The sequence below is a fragment of the Nocardia thraciensis genome (genome assembly GCF_054782435.1).
On sequence record NZ_BAAGSM010000001.1, the window covers coordinates 14,705 to 38,947 of the forward strand.

Annotated in this window: 23 protein-coding genes; 7 read left to right on the forward strand and 16 right to left on the reverse strand. The window is 68.5% G+C overall.

From position 1 onward, the window contains the following. Positions 1-56: 56 nt before the first annotated feature. Positions 57-2,099 (reverse strand): MDR family MFS transporter, encoded by a 2,043-nt coding sequence (locus ACYVLQ_RS00100; RefSeq protein WP_460695254.1) that lies wholly within the window; start codon positions 2,097-2,099, stop codon positions 57-59. Positions 2,100-2,316: 217 nt separating this feature from the next. On the opposite strand from ACYVLQ_RS00100, the gene ACYVLQ_RS00105 reads away from it, so the two are divergent. From ACYVLQ_RS00105 to ACYVLQ_RS00115, 3 genes are all read left to right on the forward strand, one after another. After that, positions 2,317-3,192 carry an oxidoreductase gene (locus tag ACYVLQ_RS00105; RefSeq protein ID WP_460695255.1) on the forward strand — a complete coding sequence of 292 codons (876 nt, stop codon included), beginning with the start codon at positions 2,317-2,319 and terminating at the stop codon, positions 3,190-3,192. Between the two features lie 73 nt (positions 3,193-3,265). Further along, on the forward strand, positions 3,266-3,721 hold the full coding sequence (locus ACYVLQ_RS00110; RefSeq protein ID WP_460695256.1) for a transcriptional regulator: 456 nt from the start codon (positions 3,266-3,268) through the stop codon (positions 3,719-3,721). A 175-nt stretch (positions 3,722-3,896) separates the two neighbouring features. Next, positions 3,897-4,232: a DUF3817 domain-containing protein gene (locus ACYVLQ_RS00115; protein WP_460695287.1), complete on the forward strand. Its 336-nt coding sequence runs from the start codon at positions 3,897-3,899 to the stop codon at positions 4,230-4,232. 93 nt (positions 4,233-4,325) lie between these two features. Here ACYVLQ_RS00115 and ACYVLQ_RS00120 read toward each other — a convergent pair whose 3' ends face one another. The 9 genes from ACYVLQ_RS00120 to clpS all read right to left on the reverse strand — a co-directional run bounded on the left by ACYVLQ_RS00120 (position 4,326) and on the right by clpS (position 10,228). Beyond that, the gene (locus ACYVLQ_RS00120) at positions 4,326-4,937 is read right to left on the reverse strand and encodes a non-canonical purine NTP pyrophosphatase (RefSeq protein ID WP_460695257.1); all 612 of its coding nucleotides are present in this window, start codon (positions 4,935-4,937) and stop codon (positions 4,326-4,328) included. After that, complete coding sequence (gene rph, locus ACYVLQ_RS00125; protein ID WP_460695258.1) at positions 4,934-5,698, reverse strand: ribonuclease PH; 765 nt, start codon at positions 5,696-5,698, stop codon at positions 4,934-4,936. The genes ACYVLQ_RS00120 and rph overlap by 4 nt, the downstream gene beginning before the upstream one ends. Before the next feature lie 10 nt (positions 5,699-5,708). Beyond that, the gene (locus ACYVLQ_RS00130; RefSeq protein ID WP_460695259.1) at positions 5,709-6,506 is read right to left on the reverse strand and encodes a cyclic nucleotide-degrading phosphodiesterase; all 798 of its coding nucleotides are present in this window, start codon (positions 6,504-6,506) and stop codon (positions 5,709-5,711) included. Between the two features lie 69 nt (positions 6,507-6,575). Further along, positions 6,576-7,277, reverse strand: coding sequence for a rhomboid family intramembrane serine protease (locus ACYVLQ_RS00135; protein WP_460695260.1), 702 nt, complete (start codon positions 7,275-7,277; stop codon positions 6,576-6,578). Between the two features lie 138 nt (positions 7,278-7,415). Then, entirely contained in the window at positions 7,416-8,378 is a 963-nt protein-coding gene (locus tag ACYVLQ_RS00140; protein ID WP_460695261.1) for a PLP-dependent cysteine synthase family protein, read from the reverse strand. Positions 8,379-8,382: 4 nt separating this feature from the next. Next, positions 8,383-8,661: a MoaD/ThiS family protein gene (locus ACYVLQ_RS00145; protein WP_460695262.1), complete on the reverse strand. Its 279-nt coding sequence runs from the start codon at positions 8,659-8,661 to the stop codon at positions 8,383-8,385. Positions 8,662-8,705: 44 nt separating this feature from the next. Then, positions 8,706-9,128 (reverse strand): M67 family metallopeptidase, encoded by a 423-nt coding sequence (locus ACYVLQ_RS00150; RefSeq protein ID WP_460695263.1) that lies wholly within the window; start codon positions 9,126-9,128, stop codon positions 8,706-8,708. Between the two features lie 151 nt (positions 9,129-9,279). Then, on the reverse strand, positions 9,280-9,849 hold the full coding sequence (gene aosR, locus ACYVLQ_RS00155) for an oxidative stress transcriptional regulator AosR (RefSeq protein ID WP_460695264.1): 570 nt from the start codon (positions 9,847-9,849) through the stop codon (positions 9,280-9,282). Positions 9,850-9,871: 22 nt separating this feature from the next. Continuing rightward, a complete protein-coding gene (gene clpS, locus ACYVLQ_RS00160; RefSeq protein ID WP_460695265.1) occupies positions 9,872-10,228 on the reverse strand; it encodes an ATP-dependent Clp protease adapter ClpS in 357 nt (118 codons plus the stop codon). Between the two features lie 115 nt (positions 10,229-10,343). On the opposite strand from clpS, the gene ACYVLQ_RS00165 reads away from it, so the two are divergent. Further along, on the forward strand, positions 10,344-11,654 hold the full coding sequence (locus ACYVLQ_RS00165) for a nicotinate phosphoribosyltransferase (protein ID WP_460695266.1): 1,311 nt from the start codon (positions 10,344-10,346) through the stop codon (positions 11,652-11,654). 40 nt (positions 11,655-11,694) lie between these two features. Continuing rightward, positions 11,695-12,261, forward strand: a complete 567-nt coding sequence (locus ACYVLQ_RS00170; RefSeq protein WP_460695267.1) for a nicotinamidase — start codon at positions 11,695-11,697, stop codon at positions 12,259-12,261. Positions 12,262-12,425: 164 nt separating this feature from the next. Here ACYVLQ_RS00170 and ACYVLQ_RS00175 read toward each other — a convergent pair whose 3' ends face one another. Beyond that, positions 12,426-13,544 carry an epoxide hydrolase family protein gene (locus ACYVLQ_RS00175; protein WP_460695268.1) on the reverse strand — a complete coding sequence of 373 codons (1,119 nt, stop codon included), beginning with the start codon at positions 13,542-13,544 and terminating at the stop codon, positions 12,426-12,428. A 246-nt stretch (positions 13,545-13,790) separates the two neighbouring features. Between ACYVLQ_RS00175 and ACYVLQ_RS00180 the strand changes: the two genes are divergently transcribed. After that, positions 13,791-15,848: an ATP-dependent DNA helicase gene (locus tag ACYVLQ_RS00180; protein WP_460695269.1), complete on the forward strand. Its 2,058-nt coding sequence runs from the start codon at positions 13,791-13,793 to the stop codon at positions 15,846-15,848. A 217-nt stretch (positions 15,849-16,065) separates the two neighbouring features. On the opposite strand, the gene ACYVLQ_RS00185 is transcribed toward ACYVLQ_RS00180, so the two are convergent. From ACYVLQ_RS00185 to ACYVLQ_RS00205, 5 genes are all read right to left on the reverse strand, one after another. Continuing rightward, complete coding sequence (locus tag ACYVLQ_RS00185; RefSeq protein ID WP_460695270.1) at positions 16,066-16,605, reverse strand: DoxX family protein; 540 nt, start codon at positions 16,603-16,605, stop codon at positions 16,066-16,068. Positions 16,606-16,737: 132 nt separating this feature from the next. Beyond that, entirely contained in the window at positions 16,738-18,099 is a 1,362-nt protein-coding gene (locus ACYVLQ_RS00190; protein ID WP_460695271.1) for an NCS2 family permease, read from the reverse strand. Between the two features lie 173 nt (positions 18,100-18,272). Further along, positions 18,273-18,509 carry a hypothetical protein gene (locus tag ACYVLQ_RS00195; protein ID WP_460695272.1) on the reverse strand — a complete coding sequence of 79 codons (237 nt, stop codon included), beginning with the start codon at positions 18,507-18,509 and terminating at the stop codon, positions 18,273-18,275. Between the two features lie 142 nt (positions 18,510-18,651). Then, positions 18,652-21,261, reverse strand: a complete 2,610-nt coding sequence (gene glgP, locus ACYVLQ_RS00200) for an alpha-glucan family phosphorylase (protein WP_460695273.1) — start codon at positions 21,259-21,261, stop codon at positions 18,652-18,654. An 80-nt stretch (positions 21,262-21,341) separates the two neighbouring features. Beyond that, the gene (locus ACYVLQ_RS00205) at positions 21,342-22,109 is read right to left on the reverse strand and encodes a dienelactone hydrolase family protein (RefSeq protein ID WP_460695274.1); all 768 of its coding nucleotides are present in this window, start codon (positions 22,107-22,109) and stop codon (positions 21,342-21,344) included. A 132-nt stretch (positions 22,110-22,241) separates the two neighbouring features. Here ACYVLQ_RS00205 and ACYVLQ_RS00210 point away from each other — a divergent pair, with 132 nt between their 5' ends. Continuing rightward, positions 22,242-24,242 carry an alpha-1,4-glucan--maltose-1-phosphate maltosyltransferase gene (locus ACYVLQ_RS00210; RefSeq protein WP_460695275.1) on the forward strand — a complete coding sequence of 667 codons (2,001 nt, stop codon included), beginning with the start codon at positions 22,242-22,244 and terminating at the stop codon, positions 24,240-24,242. Position 24,243: the final 1 nt, after the last annotated feature.

Consider the following 24,243-nt stretch of genomic DNA (forward strand, 5'->3'; position numbering starts at 1 on the left):
CCGTCGTTCCGGCCCACCCCTGATTCCCCGTAGTTCCGGCGCGCTTTTTGCCGGAACTACGGGGACGCATGCGCAGGCAACGCCCCCGGCCTGTCCGCCTCGTCCAGCAACTTCGCGGCGATATTGTCCAGCGCCCGATCCAGCAGGAGGCGGTCCTCGGGGTCCGAGCAGTCCCAGTCGTCGAGGTAGCCGCACAGCCACCGGCGCCACGCGGCGAAGATCCGGTCGAACTCGCGCTGCCCCGAATCGGTGAGATCGATCAGCTCACCGTCGAATTCGACATAGCCGTTGTGAACGGCCCGCTCGTACACCGGTTCCAGCACCTCCGGCGGCATCCAGTGGGCGCGGGCGATCGACGCCAGCGTGGCCCCGCCGCGCACCCGGTTCAGCATCTCCACCTGTCCGATGGCCCAGGCCTGATCGCGGGTCAGCGAGCTTTCCGCGGCCGCCAGAATGCGCGGATCGGGTAGTTCGTCGTCGCGCAGCCGCCGCATCACGCTGGCCAGCGAATGTTCCAGCCGCACAACGCGGTCCACCGAATCCGGCACCGCGAAACCGCCGCCCACATCGGTGGCCTCGGCGCGGGCGCTGTCACGCAGCGGCACCTGCTCGAGGAACCACGCCACCAGGAATCCGAGCACCGCCACCGGAACCACCCAGCGGAACACGTGATCGATGGTGTGGGCGTAGGCGTCGATGATCGGAATCCGCTGCGCTTGCGGAAGTTCCCGCAGCAGTTGCGGATTGCCCGCGGCCGCGGGCGGGATCCCGGGATCTTGGGCGAGCGCCCCGGCCAGATCCTTCCCGATCTGATTGCTGTACAGAGTGCCGAAAATCGCTGCGCCGAAGGTACTTCCGACGGTACGGAAGAATGTCACGCCGGAGGTGGCGGTGCCGAGGTCGGAATAGGGCACGGTGTTCTGCACGACGATCGTGAGCACCTGCATGGCCAGGCCGATCCCGAGCCCGAGGATCAGCATGTACAGCGACTCCAGCCAGAAGCCCGTGGTGCGGTCCATCGTCGACATCAGATACAACCCCAGCGCCATCACTCCGGTGCCCGCGATCGGAAAGTACTTGTAGTGCCCGGTCTTCCCGACCACCTGACCGGAGATGATCGACGTGGTGAACAGCCCCACCACCAGCGGCAGCGTGCGGACCCCGGAGGCGGTGGCCGAAACCCCGTTGACGTACTGGAGATACGCGGGCAGATAGGTCATCGCCCCCAGCATGGCGAAGCCGACGATGAAGCTGAGGATCGAGCAGACGGTGAAGACATTGCTGCGGAACAGATGCATCGGCAGCATCGGTTCCGCCGCGCGCAGCTCCGCGAAGACGAAGGCCGCCAAGAGAATTGCCGCCGCGACGAACAGCCCGATGATCATCCCGGAGCCCCACGGGTACTCCTGCCCGCCCCATTCCAGCGCCAGGATCAGACAGCTCACACCGACGGCCACGAGCGCGATCCCCGCGTAGTCGATCGCCGGGCGCACCGCCGCGCGAACGGACGGAATCGCCCGCGCCGCAACGACGATCATCAGAATCGCGATCGGCACGTTCACGTAGAAACACCAGCGCCAGCTGGCGTGATCGGTGAACAGCCCGCCCAAGGTCGGCCCGATCACCGTGGTGACGCCGAACACCGCGCCCAACGCGCCCTGGTACTTGCCGCGTTCGCGCAGCGGGATGACATCGGCGATCAACGCCATCGCGGTCACCATCAACCCGCCCGCACCGATGCCCTGAACGGCGCGGGCGATCACCAGCAACGTCATCCCGTGCGCCAGCCCGGCGACCATCGACCCGACGATGAAGATCAGCCCGCTGAGCTGGAACACCAGCTTGCGGCCGAACAGATCGCCGAACTTGCCCGCCAGTGCGGTCGCGACCGCCTCCGCCAGCAGATAGGAGGTGACCACCCACGCCATATGCCCGGCGCCGCCCAGGTCGGCGACGATCGTTGGCAGCGCGGTGGACACGATGGTCTGATCGAGCGCGGCCATGAGCATGCCCAGCACGACCGTCCCGAAGACGATATTGGCCCGAGCATGGCTGACGGGCGCGGCGGCGGAATCGGTGACTGCGGGCGCTGCGGTCATTAGCTCAGTATGTGCTGCGATATCGAACTCTTCCTGCAGGCACGACAACGATCCAGCTCGAGGCCATTAGCTGACGGGTAATTCCGGTATTACAGAGTGGCATGAGCGGCGCACACCAACCGACCCAGACACTTTCGCCAGAACTTACTCTAGAGTAAGGTCGGCGTGAGAGAATGCACCGACGCTTCTCGTACACGGTAGGTAGTGAGGTCGCACCATGGCGTGGAATCCCAGCGAAATACCGGATCTGACCGGGCGGACGTTCGTGATCACCGGGGCCAACGGCGGTATCGGCAAGCACACCAGCAGGGTGATCGCGGGTAAGGGCGGGACCGTGGTCATGGCCTGCCGCAACACCGCCAAGGCGCAGGAGATCGCCGACCGCATCGACGGCGACGTGCGGGTGGCCGCGCTCGACCTGGCAGATCTCGCGTCGGTCCGCGAGTTCGCCGAGCAGACCGGCGAGTTCGACGTGCTGATCAACAATGCCGGGCTGATGAACATCCCGTTCTCGCGCACCAAAGACGGTTTCGAAACCCAGTGGGGTGTCAACCATTTGGGTCATTTCGCGCTGACCGGGCTGCTGCTGGACCGCATCCGCGACCGGGTGGTCTCGCTGGCCAGTATCGCGCACCGGCAGACGCCCAAACTCTGGGTCGACGACCTCAACTACGAGCATCGCAAGTACCAGCGCAACCTGGCCTACGCCCAGGCCAAGCTGTCGAACCTGATGTTCGCGCGCGAGCTGCAGCGGCGGCTGGCCGAATCGGGTTCGGCCAAGCGCTCCTACGCCGTGCACCCCGGGGTCTCGGCGACCGACCTGTTCACCCGGACCGAGACGCCGATCGACCGGATCGCCAAGCCGTTCATCGCGATGGTCGGCCACTCCCCCGCCAAGGCCGCGCAGTCCACCGAGTTCGCCGCCACGATGCCCGACGCCGACCCGAACATCTACTGGGGCCCGACCCGGTTGTTCGGGGCGCAGGGCCCGGTGAAGCCCGCGCCGTCGAGCAAGCTGTCGAACGATCGCGGGCTGTGGCGGCGGCTGTGGGAGGAATCCGAGCGGCTGACCGGAATCACCTACAAGTTCTAGGACCCCGGCTCCACTGTGGAAATTCCGGGCCCTGCCACTACGTATCGTGTAGTAGACGGGTACCGTGGTATGCGTGTCCGCCCCACACCGTCGCCCGGCTCTGATCATTCTGGTGGTCGTCGCCGCGCTGGCCTGCCTGGCCCTGGGCTGGTGGCAGTGGGGACGGTTCGAGTCGGCGACCGGCACCGCCCAGAATCTGGGCTACGCGCTGCAGTGGCCGCTGTTCGCCGGGTTCGTGGTGTTCGCCTACTTCCGTTTCGTGCGCCTGGAGCGCGACACCGACGCGGGCGAGCCGGAATCGTCCGATGCGGATACTTCCGCTGCACGAATCCGTGCGAACGCCAAACCCGTTGCCCCGCGCGAGATTCCGGCTGGCCTGCTGCCCGAACGGCCGACCGCGCCGCGCGACGACGACCCAGTTCTCGCCGAATACAACCGCTACCTCGCCGAACTGAACGCGCAAGACATGGACCAGCAGATGCACTCCGCCGGTCTCATCACCCGCGACACCGAGCGGAGCACCCCGTGAGCGCCGCGGCCCCACGCCTCCCGCACCCCCTACCCATTCCCGCACCCTCTACATCGCTTGCAGCGCGTGCGGAAATGAACACGGGGTGCGCGAACGGACATCGACGCATGATCACCGAGAGGAGCGCCGGTTGAGCGCCACGGACAACTCCACCGATACCGCCGGGCCGGATGCGCTGGCCCCCAAGCCGACCGCCGCCGACCCAGCGAAGGTCAAGCCCGCGCTCGTTCGGTATCGCGCGCTCGCGTGGATCACCGGTCTCTGGCTGCTGCTGCTGACCGCGGAGATGATCGCCAAGTACGGCTTCGACGTCGACACCCCGAGCTGGATCGCGGTGGTGCACGGTTGGGTCTACTTCATCTACCTGATCATCACCGCCGACCTGGCGATCAAGGTGCGCTGGCCGATCGGCCGCACCATCGGCACCCTCCTGGCAGGCACCATCCCCTTCCTGTCCTTCTACGTCGAACACATCAACGCCGAACAGGTCAAACAAACCTACGGCATCTGACGGCGCACAAGCACTTCGCGCACCCCCTGCATGCCCTCGCACCCCGTGCAGCGCTTGTAGCGGGTGCGAGAGCGAATGCGGGGTGCGGGAAGGTCAGCGTTCGGCCAACTCCGCGAGGACAGGGAGTAGGGCTCGGAGGGCGCGGCCGCGGTGGGAGGCGGCGTCTTTCTCGGCGGGGTCGAGTTGGGCCGAGGTGCGGGTGCCGCCGTCGGGGACGAACAGCGGGTCGTAGCCGAAACCGTTGTCGCCGACCGGTTTCCGGCCGATCGTGCCCGGCCATTCGCCGACCACGACGACCTCGCGGCCGTCGGCGACCAGCGCACACGCGGAGACGAAGCGCGCCCCGCGGCGGGCATCGGGGACGTCGGTGAGCTGGCCGAGCAGCAGCTCGTTGTTGGCCGCGTCGTAGCCGTGGCGGCCGGACCAGCGCGCCGACAGCACGCCCGGCATCCCGTTCAACGCATCCACGGCCAGGCCGGAATCGTCTGCGACACAGGCCAATCCGGTGGCGGCCGCGCCGTCGCGCGCCTTTGCCAGCGCGTTCTCCTCGAAGGTCGCACCGGTTTCCGGCGCCTCGTCGTAGGGCGGCACCTCGTTCAGGCCGACGATCTCGAGGCCCTCGATCCCGGCCTCGGCGAGAATGCGGCGCAATTCCACCAGCTTCTTGGCATTGCGGCTCGCGACCAGCACCCGCCGCTCGGTCACTTCTTCTTCTCCGGCTCCGGCAGCACGCCCGGGTACGGCTGCGCCAGCGCCTCCTTCTGCACCGCGAACAGCTGCTCACAACCGGCCAGCGCGGAATCCAGCAGCTTGTCGAGGGTGGAGCGCGGGAACGTGGCGCCCTCGCCGGTGCCCTGGATCTCCACCAGCGTGCCGGTGTCGGTGGCGACGACGTTCATGTCGACCTCGGCGCGCGAATCCTCCTCGTAGGGCAGGTCCAGCCGCACCCGGCCGTCGACCACGCCCACGCTGACCGCGGCGATCATGCACGAGATCGGCTGCGGATCCGCGAGCTGCCCCGCCGCGCCCAGATAGGTGACCGCATCCGCCAGCGCCACGTACGCACCGGTGATCGCGGCCGTCCGGGTGCCGCCGTCGGCCTGCAGTACATCGCAGTCCAGCGCGATGGTGTTCTCGCCGATCGCGGCGAGGTCGATGCAGGCGCGCAGCGACCGGCCGACCAGGCGACTGATCTCCTGGGTGCGCCCGCCGACCTTGCCCTTCACCGACTCCCGGCCACTGCGGGTGTGGGTGGCCGCGGGCAGCATCGCGTATTCGGCTGTCAGCCAACCCAATCCGGAGTCGCGCCGCCACGGCGGCACACCCTCGGTCACGCTCGCGGTGCACATCACTCGCGTCTGCCCGAATTCCACCAGCACCGAACCCGCCGGATGCGTGGTGAACCCCCGGGTGATCCTTACCTCGCGGAGTTCGTCGTCCGCCCTGCCATCGGCTCGTCTAGACACACGAGGCAGCCTAGTGGGAACCTCCGACGAATCCGGGACCCGCCTGGATATCTATCACCTCGCCGGGTGACACCGCGTGCACCGGACCGCTGAACTGTTCCTTCGCCTCCGCGATCACATCCTCGCGCGAGGTCCACGGCGGGATGTGGGTCAGCAGCAGTTCGCCGACTCCCGCCTGGGCGGCGATCATGCCCGCCTCGGCGCCCGAAAGATGAATGCCCGGTGGACGATTGTCCGGGTCGTGCGTCCACGACGCCTCCGACAGCAGGATGTCGGCGCCCTGCGCGAGTTCGAAGACCGCCGGGCACAACGCCGTGTCGCCGGTGTAGACCAGGGTGCGTCCACTGGCGGTGGTGAGCCGCAGGCCGTAGGACTCCGGTGGGTGGTACATGCGCCGCGCCAGCACGGTGTGCCCCGGACCGAAGGTGATCTTGTCGCCCTCCGACCAGGGACGCATATCGATCACGTCGGACCAGTCGTCGCAGTGGCCGCCGATCTCGGCCGAGGCGTTGCCGATCCGCAGCGAGGTGTCCGACGGCCCGTAGACGATCGCGCGCCCGCTCGGCGGATTCGGGTGATAGCGCCGCCATACCAGCAAGCCCGGCAAGTCCAGGCAGTGGTCGGCGTGCAGATGGGTAAGGAATATATCGACCTCACCAGGATCCTGATAGCGCTGCAGCGCCCCCAGCACACCCGGTCCGAAATCGATGACCGTCGGCGTCATATCCGGTCCGGTGAGCAGATAACCCGACGCTGGGGAATCCGGGCCGGACACACTGCCCGAACACCCGAGGACGGTGAGGCGCATTCCCCCATGCTGCCACGCTGCATTTTCGCTCAAGAGGGGATCCCCCAAACCACCGGCCGGGCTCCGCGATCACCCCGGCGACGCGGAGCGGCCGACACTACCCCCGCGGCGACGACGTTCATCCCCGGAGAGTACCCAACCGGCAACCAGTCCACCCACCGCCCCGAAAAGATGTCCTTGCCAAGAGATTCCGGGCTCTCCGGGCAGCACACCCCACAAAATCGACCCGTACAGCAACCCCACGCCCACGCCGATCAGTATCTGCCGGAGGTTTCGCGCGAATATCCCGCGGGAGATCAGATAGGTCAGCCACCCGAACACGAGCACCGAGGCGCCGATGTGCACGGTGCCGGCGGCTCCGGTGAGCCAGGTTCCCGTCTCGCCCACCAGCCAGACGATCGCGGTCGCCGCCAGCCCGCGCCCGATCCCGGTCAGCAGCGTCAGCAGTCCCAACACGATGACGGGCAGCGTATTGCCCACCAGGTGCGCCCAGTCTGCATGCAGCAACGGCCCGAACGCGATGCCGCTCAACCCGTCGGCGGTGCGGGGCTGCACGCCCTCCTGGTCGAGCCGGTGGTCGGTGAGGGTGTCGACGCCCTCGATGGCGTAGAGCAGCGCGACGAAGGCCAGCGTCATCCCGATCGCCCGCTGCCACAACAACTTCAGCGCGGGCGAGGAGCTACCCCGCTGCGGGACCGCGGATTTCCCCTGCTGCCCGCGCAGTGCCGCGATCCGATCGGGATCGAACGACGAACCCATGCCAGCGGTCATCGCTATCGCCTCCTGCGGGGTCCGGGCTGGACGCGCCCGATCGGGATCCGGACTCCACATACCGAGCGTACCGAGAGGTGCACCCGTCCCGTCACTACCGGGATCCATCGCCGGTCATCCCGGCACAGAGGGGGCGGCCTACGCCCAGAGTTGGCCGTCCAGTTTCTCCTCGGCCTCGTCCAGCGTGCCCTCGTATGCCCCGGTGGACAGGTACTTCCATCCCCCGTCGGCGACCACGAAGGCGATGTCCGCCCGTTTACCTGCCGTGCGCGCCTTATTGCCCACGCCCAGCGCGGCATGCAGGATCGCGCCGGTCGAGATGCCCGCGAAGATCCCCTCCTCGGATACCAATTCCCGGGTGCGGCGCACGGCGTCGTAGGGCCCGACCGAGAACCGGGAGGTCAGCACCGATTCGTCGTACAACTCGGGAACGAAGCCCTCCTCGAGGTTGCGCAGCCCGTACACGAGTTCGCCGTAGCGCGGTTCGGCGGCGACGACGTCGATGCCCGGCACCTTCTCGCGGAGGAAGCGGCCGGTGCCCATGAGCGTGCCGGTGGTCCCCAGACCAGCCACGAAATGCGTGATCTCCGGCAGATCGGCCAGAATCTCCGGTCCGGTGCCCTCGTAGTGCGCCAGCGCGTTCGCGGGATTGCCGTACTGGTACAGCATCACCCAGTCGGGATTCTCGGCCGCGATCCGCTTCGCCTGCGCCACCGCCTGATTGGACCCGCCCGCCGCGGGCGAGTCGATGATCTCGGCGCCGAACATGGTCAGCAGCTGCCGCCGCTCCACCGAGGTGTTCTCCGGCATGACGCAGACCAGGCGGTACCCCTTCAACTTGGCCGCCATGGCCAGCGAGATTCCGGTGTTGCCGCTGGTCGGCTCCAGAATCGTGCAACCCGGCCGCAGCGTCCCGGCCGCCTCCGCCCGCTCGATCATCCGCAGCGCCGGGCGGTCCTTGATCGACCCGGTCGGATTGCGGTCCTCGAGCTTGGCCCACAGCCGGACGTGATCGTCGCCGTCCCACTGCGGCGACAACCGGCGTAGGCCCACCAGCGGCGTGTTGCCGAGCGTCTCGATCAGGGATTCGTAGCGCGCCACGGGATCAGCGCGCGCCGCCGGCGACGGCGGGAAGAATCGTGACGGTGCCGCCCTCGGGCACCTCGGCCGCCAGCCCGCCCGCGAACCGCACGTCCTCGTCGTCGACATAGATATTGACGTAGCGGTTCAGCTTGCCGTCGGACAGCAGCCGCTCCTTCAGACCCGCGTAGTTGCCGTCGAGGTCGTCGATGACGGCGGCGAGGGTGCCGCCGGCGGCCTGCACCCGCTTCTCGCCTCCGGTCAGGGTACGCATGATGGTCGGGATGGACACGGTTACCGACATTTACTGCTCCTTGTTCTGGTCGGGACGGCTCGCGCCTTGACGGCTCAGGCGTTCGAATATGCGGGCACGATCTGCACGGGCTCCTCGGTGACCACGCCGTCGACGATCCGGTAGCTGCGCAACTCGTGCTGTTCCGGATCCCGGGTGGAGACCAGCACATAGTGCGCGTTCGGCTCGGAGGCGTAGGAGATGTCGGTGCGGCTCGGATAGGCCTCGGTCGCGGTGTGCGAGTGGTAGACGACCACCGGTTCCTCGTCGCGATCGTCCATCTCGCGCCACACCCGCAGCTGTTCGCCGGAGTCGAACCGGTAGAACGTGGGCGAGCGCTCGGCATTGATCATCGCCACGAACCGCTCGGGGCGGTCGGAACCCTCGGGCCCGGCGACGATCCCGCACGCCTCGTCCGGATGATCGGCGCGCGCGTGCGCCACCATCGCGTCCACGAGGTCGGCCCTGATCACCAGCACAGTCGAAATCCTTCCGCTCGCCGTTCGTCAACGGCCCAGAATATGCACCTATTCCCGGGCCGACGGGCGCAGCCCCCGAATTTCCCGCGCGGGGTCGGAAAATGTGCTAGTCGCGGTGACTGTCAATAGTTATGTGCGGTGAGAAATCCCGTTAAGGGGCCAGCGCCTGCAGCAGGGAGTCCTGCATCCAGGTGAGCCAGTGGTAGACGTCCAGGTGCGGTGCGCGCGGATCGTTCGGATCCAGCTGTTCGGGCGTGTCGGCGTCGATGCCGAGGGCGGTGCCCAGGGCCAGGCGCACGTCGTTGAGGGCGGTCAGCCAGGCGTCGGCCTGCTCCGGGGTGAGCACGATCTTGCCGCCCTCGGACGGGAGGGTCTCGAGCACCACCGCACCGGCTGCCACCTTGGCCTCGATGATGTCGGGCTCGTGCAGGCCGCGCAGCGCGCTGTTGAGATCGGCGCGGTCGGCATCGGGGGAACCGGGCTCGGACCGGTGGAACTCCGGGAGTAGTCGGGCCAGCCGGGGGTCGTCGGGCGGGTTGGTATTGCCGCTGCGCAGCCCGGTCAGCGCGGTCAGATCGTCCTCGGGCGCCGACTGCGCCCGGTCGTTCAGCAGCCCGGTGACCGCGCCCACCAGCGAGCGCAACACCTCCGCCTCCCGCACGTCCATCTCCGACCGCAGCTTGAGCCCGCTCAGCGAGTTCTTCCTGCTCCACTTGCGCACGGGGCTACGGTAGTCGCCGCGGTCAGTCGTCACGCTGCATGGTCGCCCATAGTCCGGCCGCGTGCAGGCGCTGCACGTCGTGTTCCATCTTGTCCCGGGAGCCGGACGACACCACCGCCTTGCCCTCGTTGTGCACCTTGAGCATCAGCTCGGTTGCCTTGGCTTTGCTGTAGCCGAACAGCTTCTGGAATATGTAGGTCACGTAATGCATCAGGTTGACCGGATCGTCCCAGACCACCGTGACCCAGGGCCGGTCCTCGGCCTCGAGAATCTCGGTGGACTCGATCGCCTCCGGGGTAGCCTGTGCCGCCGACAGCGCCGGGTGCACGCCGACCGGACCGGCGGCGACCCGGACAGCGTCTTCTATACACAGACCCATAACCTTCAGGGTACGACTCGACTCCGAATACACAACACCCGCGCCCAGCCGTTATGTCCAGTTCCCGGCGGCGTCCCGCACCGGGCCCGACGGGGCCGCTGTCTACAGTGACGACGTGGACACCACACCCGGAGTTACCAGCACCGCGCTGCTGACCGACCAGTACGAACTGACCATGCTGGCGGCCGCGCTGGCCGACGGATCGGCCCGGCGCCACTGTACGTTCGAGGTATTCGCCAGGCGCTTGCCGCACGGTCGGCGCTACGGTGTGGTCGCCGGTACCGGCCGGATGCTCGAGGCCCTGGCCGAGTTCCGTTTCGGCGAGCCGGAACTCGCGATTGCCGGGGAGTTCCTGGACCGGCGCACCCTGGAGTGGCTGCGCACGTACCGATTCACCGGCGAGATAGACGGCTATCGCGAGGGCGACCTCTACTTCCCGGGTTCGCCGATCCTGTCGGTGCGGGGCAGCTTCGCCGAATGCGTCGTGCTGGAGACCCTGGTCCTGTCGATCCTCAACCACGACAGCGCGATCGCCTCGGCGGCCGCGCGCATGGTCAGCGCCGCCGCCGGGCGCCGCATGATCGAGATGGGGTCGCGGCGCACCCACGAACTGGCCGCGCCAGCCAGCGCCCGCGCGGCCTACCTGGCGGGGTTCGACGCCACCTCGAACCTGGAGGCCGTGCGCCGCTTCGGTGTTCCCGGCGCGGGCACCAGCGCGCACGCGTTCACCCTGCTGCACAGCGGACCCGACGGCCAGCACGAGGCGGCGGCGTTCCGCGGCCAGATCGAGGCGCTCGGCATCGGCACCACGCTGCTGGTCGACACGTTCGACATCACGCAGGGCGTGGCCACCGCGATCGAGGTGGCCGGGACCGGATTGGGCGGGGTACGCATCGATTCCGGCGATCTCGGCGTCCTGGCTCGACAGGTGCGAGACCAGCTGGACTCGCTCGGCGCGACAGGGACCCGCATCGTGGTGTCGGGGGATCTGGACGAGTATTCGATCGCCGGGCTGCGCGCCGAGCCGGTCGACGCGTACGGCGTCGGCACCTCGCTGGTCACGGGTTCGGGCGCGCCGACCGCCGGGATGGTCTACAAGCTGGTGGAAGTCGACGGCGTGCCGGTCGCCAAGCGCAGCAGCCACAAGGAGTCGCGCGGGGGCACCAAGAAGGCGGTGCGGTTGTCCCGGCGGACCGGCACGATCGTGGAGGAGATCGTCTATCCGGCCCACGCCGCGCGGCCCGGGAACGGTCACCAGGTTCGCGACCTGCTGGTCCCGCTCGTGCGCGAGGGCCGCGTCGTCGAGGGGCAGCCGACCCTCGCCGAATCTCGCGACCTGGTCGCGCGGGGGTTGGTGAGCCTGCCGTGGGAGGGGCTGAAACTGTCGGCCGGGGAGCCCGCGATCGGCACCACTTTCCTACAATGAGGACACCGCGAACGCCCCGTTCGAGACCGAGGTACAGCAGATGACCAGAGCACTCATCGTGGTCGACGTGCAGAACGACTTCTGCGAGGGCGGCTCGCTCGCCGTCGCGGGCGGCGCCGCGGTGGCCGAGCGGATCTCGGAGTATCTGAGCGTCGCCGACTACGACGCGATCGTCGCGACCCGCGACCACCACATCGATCCGGGATCGCATTTCTCCGACGATCCCGACTATGTGGGCACCTGGCCGCCGCACTGCCGGGCGGGCACGCCCGGCGCCGAATTCCACCCGAATCTGACCATCGCGCCGATCGAGCAGATCTTCTCCAAGGGCCAGTACAGCGCCGGATACTCCGGTTTCGAGGGCACCGCCGACGACGGCACCGCCCTCGCGGACTGGTTGCGCGCCAACGATATCGACACCGTCGACATCTGCGGTATCGCCACCGATCACTGTGTCCGCGCCACCGCGCTCGATGCCCGCGCCGCGGGATTCGACGCCCGAGTTCTGCTGGTGCTCACCGCGAATGTCGCACCGCACACCACGGAGAAGGCACTCGACCAAATGCGTGGTGCGGGTGTAGAACTCGCCGGTGAGCTGGAGGGCTGAGTCCGCCCTCGAGGCCGCCGCGCCAATGCGGTCAGCTCGACACCACTTGCCCCGGCTCGCCCCGACACGACGTCCCCGGCTCGCTCGACACGACGTCCCCGGCTCGCTCGACACGACGTCACCCCGGCCGATGGAATCGGCCGGGGTCGACGGAACCTCTTGCCCTACACCAGCTTTGCGAAGAATCCGCGGATATCCGCCGCCAGCACCTCGGGCACCTCGTAGGCGGCCCAGTGTCCGCCTTCCGCGTACTCGTTCCACTGCACGATGTTCGCGTGGTCGCGCTCGGCGAACTTGCGCGGCGGCTTGAAGTCGTACCCGAACGAGGCCAGGCCGATAGGCACCGTGGTCGGCGCCGCGGCGTGCTCGCCCTTCGCGTTCTCGTAGTAGAACCGGGCCGAGGACGCCGAGGTGTTGGTGAACCAGTAGATCGCGACGTTGGTGAGGATGTCGTCGGGATCCAGCGTCCCCAGCAGCTGCCCGCTCCAAGCCAGCTGCCCGGCCGGTGAATCCGACAGGCCGTGCGCGATCGTGCTCGGCTGCGCGCGCTGCGTGAAGTCGTGGATGGAGTGCTCGAGGAACTTCTGGCCGAACTGCACGCCCATCAACTCCTGCTCGCTGAGGCCCTCCATCTCGCCCGGCTCACCCTTCGGGAAGGAGAAGATCTGGTTGACGTGCACGCCGATCACGTTTTCAGGTGCGAGCCTGCCCATTTCGGGCGAGACGATCGCGCCGCCGTCGTTGCCGTGCACGCCGTAGCGCTCGTACCCCAGCCGCCGCATCAACTCGACGTACGCGGCGGCCATCCGCTCCGGCGTCCAGCCGATGTCCCGGGTCGGGCCGGAGAAGGCGAAGCCCGGGTACGACGGGATCACCAGGTGGAACTCGTCGGTCAGCCGGTCGACCAGGCCCAGGTACTCGACGAACGAGCTCGGCCACCCGTGGGTCAGCATCAGCGGCGTCGCGTCCGGATTCGCCGAGCGCACATGCACGAAGTGGATGTGCTGCCCGTCGATCTCGGTGACGAAGTGCGGGTGCGCGTTCAGCTTCTCCTCCACTGCGCGCCAATCGAATTCGTCGCGCCAGCGCTCGATCAGGGGCCGCACGAACGCGCCCGGCACGCCGTACTCCCAGCCCGGGGGCACCGGGATGCCGAGATCCACCTTGCCCGCGAACCGCTCGGCGGGAAGTTCGGCGGCGAACCGGGTGTGCGCGAGGCGGTAGTTCAGGTCATCCAGGTCGGCCTGCGGGATCTCGATGCGGAAGGGGCGGATGTCGGACATTGTGGATCTCCTTGCTCTCCGGAGCGGTGTGCTCCGTTCTGACACTCTAACAGAACAGAGCATTCCGTTCCAAATTTTTCCCGATAATTCACCACAGCGACGCCTCGGACCACGGTCGCCGGCGGCCAGTTGCCGCACACCCTCGCATGTCCGATGCTCGAATGAATTCCATTGGGCCGGAACGATCCGCCGTCGAGCTCGCAGGCAGTCGACCTCGCTGTCGGACCGGCGCAGTACCCTGCCAGGGTGCCCGAACTGCCGCCCGTTCCGACCCTGCTGTCGACCGCCGTCGAGGCCCTCGGCGGCACGGCCCGCAAGGGCCAGCAGACCATGGCGGCCGCGGTCGCGCACTCCATCGATACCAAGGAGCACCTGGCGGTGCAGGCCGGTACGGGTACCGGCAAGTCGCTGGCGTACCTGGTGCCGAGCCTGCGGCACGCGGTGCAGACCGGCCGCACGGTGGTGGTCTCGACGGCGACCATCGCGCTGCAACGCCAGCTGGTGGACCGCGATCTGCCGCGCCTGGCCGAGGCGCTGAGCACACCGCTGGGCCGCCGGGCGCAGTTCGCGATCCTCAAGGGCCGCAACAACTACCTGTGCCTGAACAAGATCAACAGCGCGATTCCGGACGAACCTGCCGATGCCGAGCTTTTCGACGCGTTCGCGGTGTCCCGGCTCGGCCGCGAGGTCCAGCGCCTCAACGACTGGGCGTCCGACACCGAGACCGGCGACCGCGACGAGCTGGCTCCGGGCGTGAGCGACCGGGCCTGGCGGCAGGTCAGCGTGTCCTCGCGAGAATGCCTGGGCAAGTCCCGCTGCCCGTTCGGCCAGGACTGCTTCGCCGAACGCGCCCGCAGCGAATCCGGGCAGGCCGATGTCGTGGTCACCAACCACGCGCTGTTGGCCATCGATGCCATCAGCGGCATCCAGGTGCTGCCCGAGCACGATGTGGTGGTCATCGACGAGGCGCACGAACTGGTGGACCGGGTCACCGGCGTCGCCACGGCCGAACTGTCCACCGCCGCGATCAGCGCCGCCGCCAAGCGCTGCGCGAAACTGATCGACGAGCAGGAGGTCGACCGGCTCGAGGGCGCCGCCGAGGCCTGGCACGACCTGCTCGAGGAGATGCCCGCGGGCCGGTGGGACGAGCTGCCGGGCGGCGCGTCCGGGGTGCTGGCGCTGATCCGCGACGCCGCCTGGAACTGCCGCACCGCGCTGGCGCCGCCGGGTTCGTCCGCCCCGCAGGGCGATCCGGAGGCGGCTGCCGCACGCAATCAGGCGGTGGCCGCGGTCGAGGAGATCCACGACACCGCCGTCCGAGCGCTGACCACCTTCGAGGAGAGCGATCCGGCCGCCCGGCGCGACGTGATCTGGCTGGCGGCCGACGAGATGCGCGGCGTGCCGCGGCGCACCCTGCACATGGCGCCGCTATCGGTCGGCGGACTCCTGCGCAGCCGCCTGTTCGGCGCCGCCACCGTGGTGCTCACCTCGGCCACACTGCAGGTCGGAGGGTCGTTCGACGGGCTCGCCGTCACCTGGGGCCTGCCGCCGCAGTCGGCCAACCGCGTCGACGCCGCCCTGGCCAACGGCGCCGAGGCGCCCGCGGACGCCGACACCGTGCGCTGGAACTCGCTGGACGTCGGTTCCCCGTTCGATCACGCGAAATCCGGAATCCTGTACGTAGCCAAGCATCTTCCGGCCCCGGGCCGCGACGGCCTGCCCCCGGCCTACCTGGACGAGATCGAGCGGCTGATCCGCGCCGCGGGCGGTCGCACGCTGGGCCTGTTCTCCTCGATGCGCGCCGCCAAGGCGGCCACCGAGATCCTGCGGCAGCGCCTGGACACCCCGGTGCTGTGCCAGGGTGACGACGCCACCGGCGCGCTGGTCCGCAAGTTCGCCGACGATCCGGAGACCTCGCTGTTCGGCACGCTGTCGCTGTGGCAGGGCGTCGACGTGCCCGGCCCGTCGCTGAGCCTGGTGATTCTCGACCGCATCCCGTTCCCCCGCCCGGACGATCCGCTCCTGGTCGCGCGGCAGCGGGCGGTGGAGTCGCGCGGCGGCAACGGATTCATGGCGATCGCGGCCAACCACGCGGCGCTGCTGCTGGCCCAGGGTACGGGCCGCCTGCTGCGCAGCACCGACGACCGCGGCGTGGTAGCGATCCTGGATTCCCGTCTGGCCACCGCCCGCTACGGCGCCTACCTGCGGGCCTCGCTGCCGCCGTACTGGGAGACCTCCGACCCGGAAGTGGTGACCAAGGCCCTGCGGCGCCTGACCTCGACGGCGACCGCGGCGGCGAAATAAACCTCACGCGGCTGTGACATGACTCTCATCCCTTGGACCGAACTTCTATGCGGAAGTAAATTGGGCGGCGATACTCCGATGACCCCCAATTCCCCATCGGATGTATCTGATGCCCCCGCGCCAAGCCCTGCACGCGGTGCGGGGGCACCAAAATCTTCCGCTCCGCGCGACGCTCGGAATCCGCGCCGCCCGGCTCGAGTGTTCGGAGCGTCTTCGGTCAGAGCGTCCACTTCAGGATCAGGGTGATCACACCGGCGACGATCGCCAGCACGACGGCGGCCGCACCCCAGACCACGCCCTTGCGCTCCCACGGACGGCCGTGGTCCAGCGAGTAGCGGCCGGGTCCGGTGAAGCCGAGCGCGGCGGCGGCGATTCCGAACAGCAGCGCCATCTCGTAGCCCGGTCCGCCGGTGCCGCCGAAAAGGCCACTGGCCCATGTCGCATTGATCGCGTTGACCATGGTGCCGAGCGCGATGGCCGCCGCGAGCGGCGTCAGCAGGCCCAGCAGCAGGAGGATCCCGCCGGTGAGTTCGCTGAGCCCGGCCAGGGTTCCGAAGAGCTTGCCGGGGTTGTAACCCATCTGGTCGAACATGGTGTTGGTCGCGTCCAGGCCGGGGCCGTTGAACCAGCCGAACAGCTTCTGTGCGCCGTGCGCGGCCAGGAGGCCGCCGAAGAACAGGCGCAGTACCAAAAGACCGACATCGGAAGTGTCGGCGCGGCGGCCTAGCTCGCTGGAGGCGGTGGTGTGGGCGGTCATGATTATCTCCGTGTCCTCATCAACTAGTTAGTTGTTGCAAACAAACCGGACCATGGTCCGGTTTGTTCACGGGGAGACAACCCTAATCGGTTCGATCGTTATTCCGCGATCTCGATTTGTTCCGCTCGGAACCTATTCCGCCAGGAAGAAGAAGTAGCCGAGGAATACGGCCATCAGCACCCACATCACCCAGTGGACCTCGCGCACGCGCCCGCGGGCGACCATCACTACTGGATAGAACAGCAGACCCATGGCAATGCCGTTCGCGATCGAATAGGTCAACGGCATCATGATTACGGTGAGGAACGCCGGGATCGCGTATTCCAGCTTGCCCCAGTCGATTTCGCCCAGTGCGCGGGCCATCAGCACACCGACCACGATGAGCGCGGGCGCGGTCACCGCGGGCGCCCCGGCGACGACGGCGAACAGCGGGAAGAAGAACATCGCGATCAGGAACCATCCCGCCGTCGCCACGGCGGTCAGCCCGGTGCGCCCGCCCGCGCTGACGCCGGCGGTGGATTCGACGTAGGCGGTGGTGGTGGACGTGCCGATGACGGCACCCGCGGTGGTGCCGACCGAGTCGGCGGCCAGCGCCTGCGCCGCCCGCGGCAGCTTGCCGTCCGGGCCCAGCAGCCCGGCCTGGTTGGCGATGCCGATCAGCGTGCCCGAGGCGTCGAAGAAATCGACGAACAGCATGGTCAGCACGACGATGATCATCTGGCCGGTGAAGGCGTCCGGCAGGTGGATGATCGCCTGCCCGAAGGTCTGGTCCAGCCCGTGCGGCATGGCAACCACCGCATCCGGCAGGTCGACCAGCCCGGTGACGATTCCGACCACGGTGGTGGCGAGAATGCCGTACAGCACGGCCCCGTGCCAGCGCAGCACCATGAAGATCACCGTCACCAACAGGCCGAACAGCGCCAGCAACGTCGTGCCCTTGGTGAATTCGCCCAGATGCACCAGGGTCGCCTCGCTGGCGGTCACGACACCGGCGTTCTTCAGCCCGAGAAACGCCACGAACATTCCGATCCCGGCGCCGACCGCGAGCTTCATCTGCATCGGGATGGCGTCGATGATCTTCTCGCGGACCTTGGTGACGGCCAGCACGAAGAAGATGACGCCGGACAGGAAGGTGCCCGACAGCGCCTCCTGCCATGGGATGCCCATCTCGAGCACCACGGTGTAGGCGAAGAAGGCGTTGAGCCCCATGCCCGGCGCGAGCGCGACCGGATAGCGCGCCCATATGCCCATGACCAGCGTGCCGAACACCGCCGCGACCGCCGTGGCCGTGAACACCGCCTGGGTCGGGATGCCGAGCGGCCCGAGCTGGCCCTGGTCGCCGAGGATCGATGGATTCACCGCGAGCACATAGGACATCGCCAGGAATGTGACCGTCCCGGCCATGATCTCGCGCCTGTAGGTCGAACCGAGTTCGCTGACCCCGAAGTAGGAGTCGAGTCGACCGCGCGGTCGCGGCTGCACGTCAGTACTCATGTTTTGTCTCCACCCTCGGCCCGGAACGACAAATGCTATATCCACTGCGAGACATCCGCTGTCCCCGCGGATATCCGGTGGGCACCGTATCTGCCGCGACACGCCCGGCGCCATCCGGACTCGGCGAACCGATGGCAATCACGATCAGCACGCGCCTACTGGGACAGCAAGTCCTATGCGTAATCCGCCGAACCGAGCTTTCGAAACGGCCGAGCGAGAAGTGCAAGCAGTTGGTTACCGATATCGTCGAAACGGCCGTCGACTTGGCGGTCGCCCGCAAAGCGCTGTGGGATCTCCTCCTCGATTCCGAGACCTACTCCCGGATGTTCCCCGGCGTCGGCGCCTGCGAACAACTCGACTCCGACGGCGGCGGGCCGATGCTGCGAATGCGCCTGGGCGGTGCCGAGCACCAGATTCGCAACATAGATGTGCGGCTGGTCCCCGGTAAGGCTCCCGAATTTCTGGAGTTGCAATGCCTGGGCCCATCGTCTCCCGGTCCTTCGGGCACCCCCAATTGTTCGAGGGAGACGAACCCACGGGAACGACCAAGGGCTATGGGCTGGGGGTGGCGACCAGGCCCAGTTCGGCGTTGGTGGCGAGTAGGGGGTGGTGCGGGAGGATGCGGACGGTGTAGCCGACCGCACCGGACAGGGGGACGGGGGTGTCGACGGTGAATACCTCGACGCCGGAATCCGTTCCGGCGTACGCCATTTCGATGGTCGTGACGTCGGACAGGTCGTCGTCCATCGAGACCCGGCCCAGCACGGCCTGCACCACCACCTCCGTGGGTGCCAGGCCGCCGAGATCTATGCGCGCTCGCAGCGACAGCCCGGCGCCGATCACCGGTGTGTCGGGCAGCCCCGCGCTGTCGACCTGGATCACCTTCACCAGCTGCCAGGCCGCCTCGACGCAGCGCCGGTACTCCGCCAGCTCCCGCGCACCCGCGAAATCGTCTTGTGCCACAGCGTTGTACGCGCCCGCCGCGGGCGTGTAGTACTCGACGGCGTAGTCGCGCACCATGCGGGAGGCGAGCACCTTCGGGCCCAGCGTCCGCAGCGTGTGGCGGACCATCTCCATCCAGCGCACCGGCAGACCGTCGCTGTCGCGGTCGTAGAAGCGCGGCAGCACGGCGCGTTCCAGCATCTCGTACAGGGCGCTCGCCTCGAGATCGTCGCGGCGGTTGTCGTCGCGCACGCCGTCCGCGGTGGGAATGGCCCAGCCGTTCTCGCCGTCGTACATCTCGTCCCACCAGCCGTCGCGGATCGACAGGTTCAGCGAGCCGTTGAGCGCGGCCTTCATCCCCGACGTGCCGCACGCCTCGAGCGGGCGCAGCGGATTGTTCAGCCACACATCGCATCCCCAGTACAGGTAGCGCGCCATCGACATGTCGTAGTCGGGCAGGAAGACGATGCGGTGCCGCACGGCCGGATCGTCGGCGAACCGCACCACCTGCTGGATCAGCGCCTTGCCGCCATCGTCGGCCGGGTGGCTCTTGCCCGCCACCACCAGCTGCAGCGGCCGGTCGGGATCGAGCAGCAGCGCGCGCAGCCGCTCCGGATCGCGCAGCATCAGGGTCAGCCGCTTGTAGGTCGGGACCCGGCGGGCGAAGCCGACGGTGAGCACGTTCGGATCGAAAACCTCATCCACCCAGGCCAATTCGGCCGGGGCGGCGCCACGCTCCAGCCACGACGCGCGCACTCGTCGTCGCACCTCCGCGACGAGGATGCCGCGCAACGCGTTTCGGGCCGACCACAGCTCGCGCAGGTCGACATCGCACAGCCGCTCCCAGCCGCGCGCCTCCTCCACCAGTTCGGGGCCGACGAATTCGCGGGCCTTGTCGATCCATTCGCGGGCCGCCCAGGTCGGTGCGTGCACACCGTTGGTGACCGCGCCGATCGGCACCTCGGCAGCATCGAAGCCCGGCCACAGCGGTGCGAACATGGCACGGCTGACCTCGCCGTGCAGCTGCGATACGCCGTTGGCGCGCTGTGCCATCCGCAGGCCGAGGTGCGCCATGTTGAACACCGAGGGGTCGGTCTCGCGCCCCAGCGCCACGATGCGATCCACGGAAACGCCTGGCAACAGCGAGGATTCACGCTCGCCGTGTGCGCCACCGAAGTACCGGCGCACCAGCGCACCGGCGAACCGGTCGATTCCCGCTGGCACCGGGGTGTGCGTGGTGAACACCGTTCCGGCGCGGACCGCGGCCAGCGCCGCATCGAAATCCAGTCCGGCGGCCATGAATTCACGGATGCGCTCGATGCCGAGGAATCCGGCGTGGCCCTCGTTCATATGGAACACGTCCGGGTCGGGCAGCCCGTGCGCCCGGGTGTAGGCGCGCACCGCCCGCACCCCGCCGATACCGGCGAGGATCTCCTGTTTGATCCGGTGATCCTGGTCGCCGCCGTAGAGCCGGTCCGTCACCGACCGCAGCTCCGGATCGTTGTCGGCGATGTCGGAATCCAACAGCAGCAACGGAATCCGGCCGACCTGCGCGATCCACACCCGGGCCCGCAACACGCGCCCCTCGGGCATGGCCAGGTGGAGCAGTACCGGCGCACCGGCGGGCGCGTCACCCGTGCCCGGCGGATCGGTGAGCAAGCGCAGCGGCAGCCCCTGCGGGTCCAGGTGCGGATATCGCTCGGACTGCCAGCCGTCGGCGGTCAGCGACTGCCGGAAATAGCCGGAGCGATACAGCAATCCCACGCCGATGAGCGGCAGGCCCAGGTCGGAGGCGGACTTGAGGTGATCGCCCGCCAGGATCCCGAGACCGCCCGAATAGTTGGGCAGCACCTCGGTGACGCCGAACTCCATCGAGAAGTACGCGATAGCCGTCGGCAGGGCGTCGCCCCGCTCCCCGTCCGCCTGCTTCTGGAACCAGCGCGGCCGCGTCAGATAGTCCCGCAGATCAGCTGCCGCGGCGTCGACCGCGCGGACGTAGGCATCGTCCGCGGCCTGCTCGTCGAGCCGCGCGGCGGGCACCTCCCCCAGCATCCGCACCGGATCGCGCCCGACCTCGAGCCAGAGCGCCTGATCCAGCTCGGCGAACAGATCCTGCGTGGGCGCATGCCACGACCACCGCAGATTCGTCGCCAGCTCGGCGAGCGCGGACAGCCGTTCGGGCAGATGGGCACGGACCGTGAACCGACGAAGTGCCTTCACCGCAACGACCATACAGGGCGCCGCACCGCCCGGGTGTGGCCATATGACCACGCGAAATACACCCGTGACCAGCCGGGCGCTCAGTCGGCGGGCGGCAGTGTCCGGTCCAACAGCGACACCAGCTCCCGCCAATGGCGCTCGGCGGCCTGTTCGTCGTACGCGGAGGTGTCGGTCTGGGTGTAACCGTGGCGGGCGCCCGAGTAGACCTCGCAGCGATGGGCGATACCGGCGTCCGACAACGCCCGCTCGAAGCGTTCGACCTGTTCTGGAGGCAGCGACGGGTCATCGTCGGCGTGGCCGAAATACAGTTCCGCCGTGACGTTTCCGACCACCAGGTGCGGGCTGTCGGGACCGTCGGTGACGAGACCACCGGCATGGAATCCCGCCGCGGCACCGATCAGTTCCGGGAAACCGGCGGCGGTGCGCAGCGCCAGCCGGGCGCCCATGCAGTAGCCGGTGGCGCCCATCGGCCCGTCGGCGGTCCGCTCGTACGCCGTCAGCCAGGCCAGATAGGCGTCGGCATCGCGGAGCACCAGGTCGGGGGTCAGTTCGTGGATCATCGGCAGCAGTTGCTGGAACAGTTCCGGTCGCTGGGACGGGTCGATGAAGTCCGGCAGGTCGACCACGGGCGCCCGGCCGTGCCGGTACAGCACATTCGGGACCAGCACCGTGTATCCGTGCCCGGCCAGCCGGTCGGCCATGGCGCGCAGGCTCGGCCGCAGCCCGAAGGCGTCCATGTAGAGCAGGACTCCCGGATGCGGAGCGCCGTCGTCCGGGGACGACACGTAGGCGTCCGCGACCCCGTCGGATGTCGTGATATCCACCGAAAGGCCTTGTACGGCAGTCAAGGGGGAAACCTCCTCCAGCGTCGTTACCTCCGCCGACTCCAACGGAGACAACCTCCGCTTCGGCATCGACAGCCTTCCACATTCGGCCGTCGATCGAGTAGCCACGCGGGAACTACCGGTACGGTTGACTTCGTGACCGGTCGCATCGCCATCGATGACACCGCCCCGTCCATCCCCGGTGGCCGCCCGGCCAAAGCCGTGGTCGGCGAGGTGTTCCCGGTGCGGGCCGTCGTGTGGCGGGAGGGCCACGACGTGGTGGGCGCGACGCTGGCCGCGCGGTCACCCGCCGCCCGCACCCAGCGGATCCGGATGTCGCCGGAATTCGAGCCCGACGTGTTCAACGCCGTGTTCACCCCGAATCAGCCGGGCCTGTGGACCTACCGCATCGAGGGCTGGAGCGATCCGATCGCCACCTGGCGAGCGGCGGTGGAGGCCAAGCTGGCGGTCGGGCAGAGCGCCGCCGACCTCGCCAACGATCTCGAGCTCGGCGCGCGGCTGCTGGACCGGGCGGCACAGCAGGTGCCGAAGAAGCAGTGGGAGCGGCTGCGCGCGGCGGCGGCCGCGCTACGCGCCGAGGGGCAGCTCCCGGCCCGGGTCGCGCCCGCGTTCAGCGCCGAGGTCGGCGAGATCCTGCGCGTCACCCCGCTGCGCGACCTGATCACCCGCGGCCCGCAGCATACGGTGCTGGTCGAGCGCAGGCGGGCACTGTACGGCGCGTGGTACGAGTTCTTCCCCCGATCCACCGGCGGCTGGGACGCCGACGGAAACCCGGTACACGGCACCTTCGCCACGGCCGCCGAGGAACTGCCCCGAATCGCCGCCATGGGTTTCGACGTGGCCTACCTGCCGCCGGTCCACCCCATCGGGCGGGTGAATCGCAAGGGCCGCAACAACTCCCTGACCGCCGAGCCCGACGATGTCGGATCGCCGTGGGCGATCGGCGCCGAGGAGGGCGGGCACGACGCCGTCCACCCGCTCCTGGGCACCGAGGCCGACTTCGTCGAATTCGTCGACGCCGCACGAGAACTCGGGATGGAGGTGGCGCTCGATCTGGCCCTGCAGTGCGCACCCGACCATCCGTGGGTGCGCGAGCATCCCGAATGGTTCACCACCCAGCCGGACGGCACGATCGCCTTCGCCGAGAACCTGCCCAAGAAGTACCAGGACATCTACCCGCTCGACTTCGACAACGATCCGGACGGGTTGTACGCCGAGGTGCTGCGTGTGGTGCGGCACTGGATCACGCTGGGCGTCAACATCTTTCGCGTCGACAATCCGCACACCAAACCGGCCGACTTCTGGGAGTGGCTGATCGCGCAGGTGCGCCGCACCGATCCGGACGTGCTCTTCCTGTCCGAGGCCTTCACCCGACCGGCCCGGTTGTACGGGCTGGCGCGGCGCGGATTCGGGCAGTCCTACACGTATTTCACCTGGCGCACGGGCAAACACGAGCTGGCGGAGTTCGCCCGGGAACTCGCCGCCAAGGCCGACGAGGCCCGGCCCAACCTGTTCGTGAACACCCCCGACATCCTGCACGAGAGCCTGCAGCACGGCGGGCCGGGCATGTTCGCGATTCGCGCCGTGCTGGCGGCGACGCTGGCGCCGGCCTGGGGGGTCTACTCGGGCTTCGAACTGTTCGAGCATCAGGCGGTGCGACCGGGCAGCGAGGAGTACCTGGACTCGGAGAAGTACCAGCTGCGGCCGCGCCACTTCGCCGCGGCCGCCGCGCGCGGGGAGTCGCTCGAGCCGTGGCTGACCCGGCTCAACGAGATCCGCCGCGCGCATCCTGCGCTCCAGCAGTTGCGCTGCATCGCCTTTCACCACGTCGACAACGACGCGCTGCTGGCGTACTCGAAGATCGACCCCACCACCGGTGACGCGGTGCTGATCGTGGTGAACCTCGATCCCTACGGCGCCGAGGACGGCATGATCTCGCTGGACCTGCCCGCGATCGGACGCGAGTGGCACGACCACCCGGTGGTGCTCGACGAGATCACCGGCGAGGAATACCACTGGGGCCAAACCAATTACGTGCGCCTGGACCCGGTCCGCGCGGTCGCGCACATCCTCGCCCTGCCGCCCGTATCCGCTGCCGCCCGAACCGAATTGGCGTACCGGAGGTCGTTCCGATGAG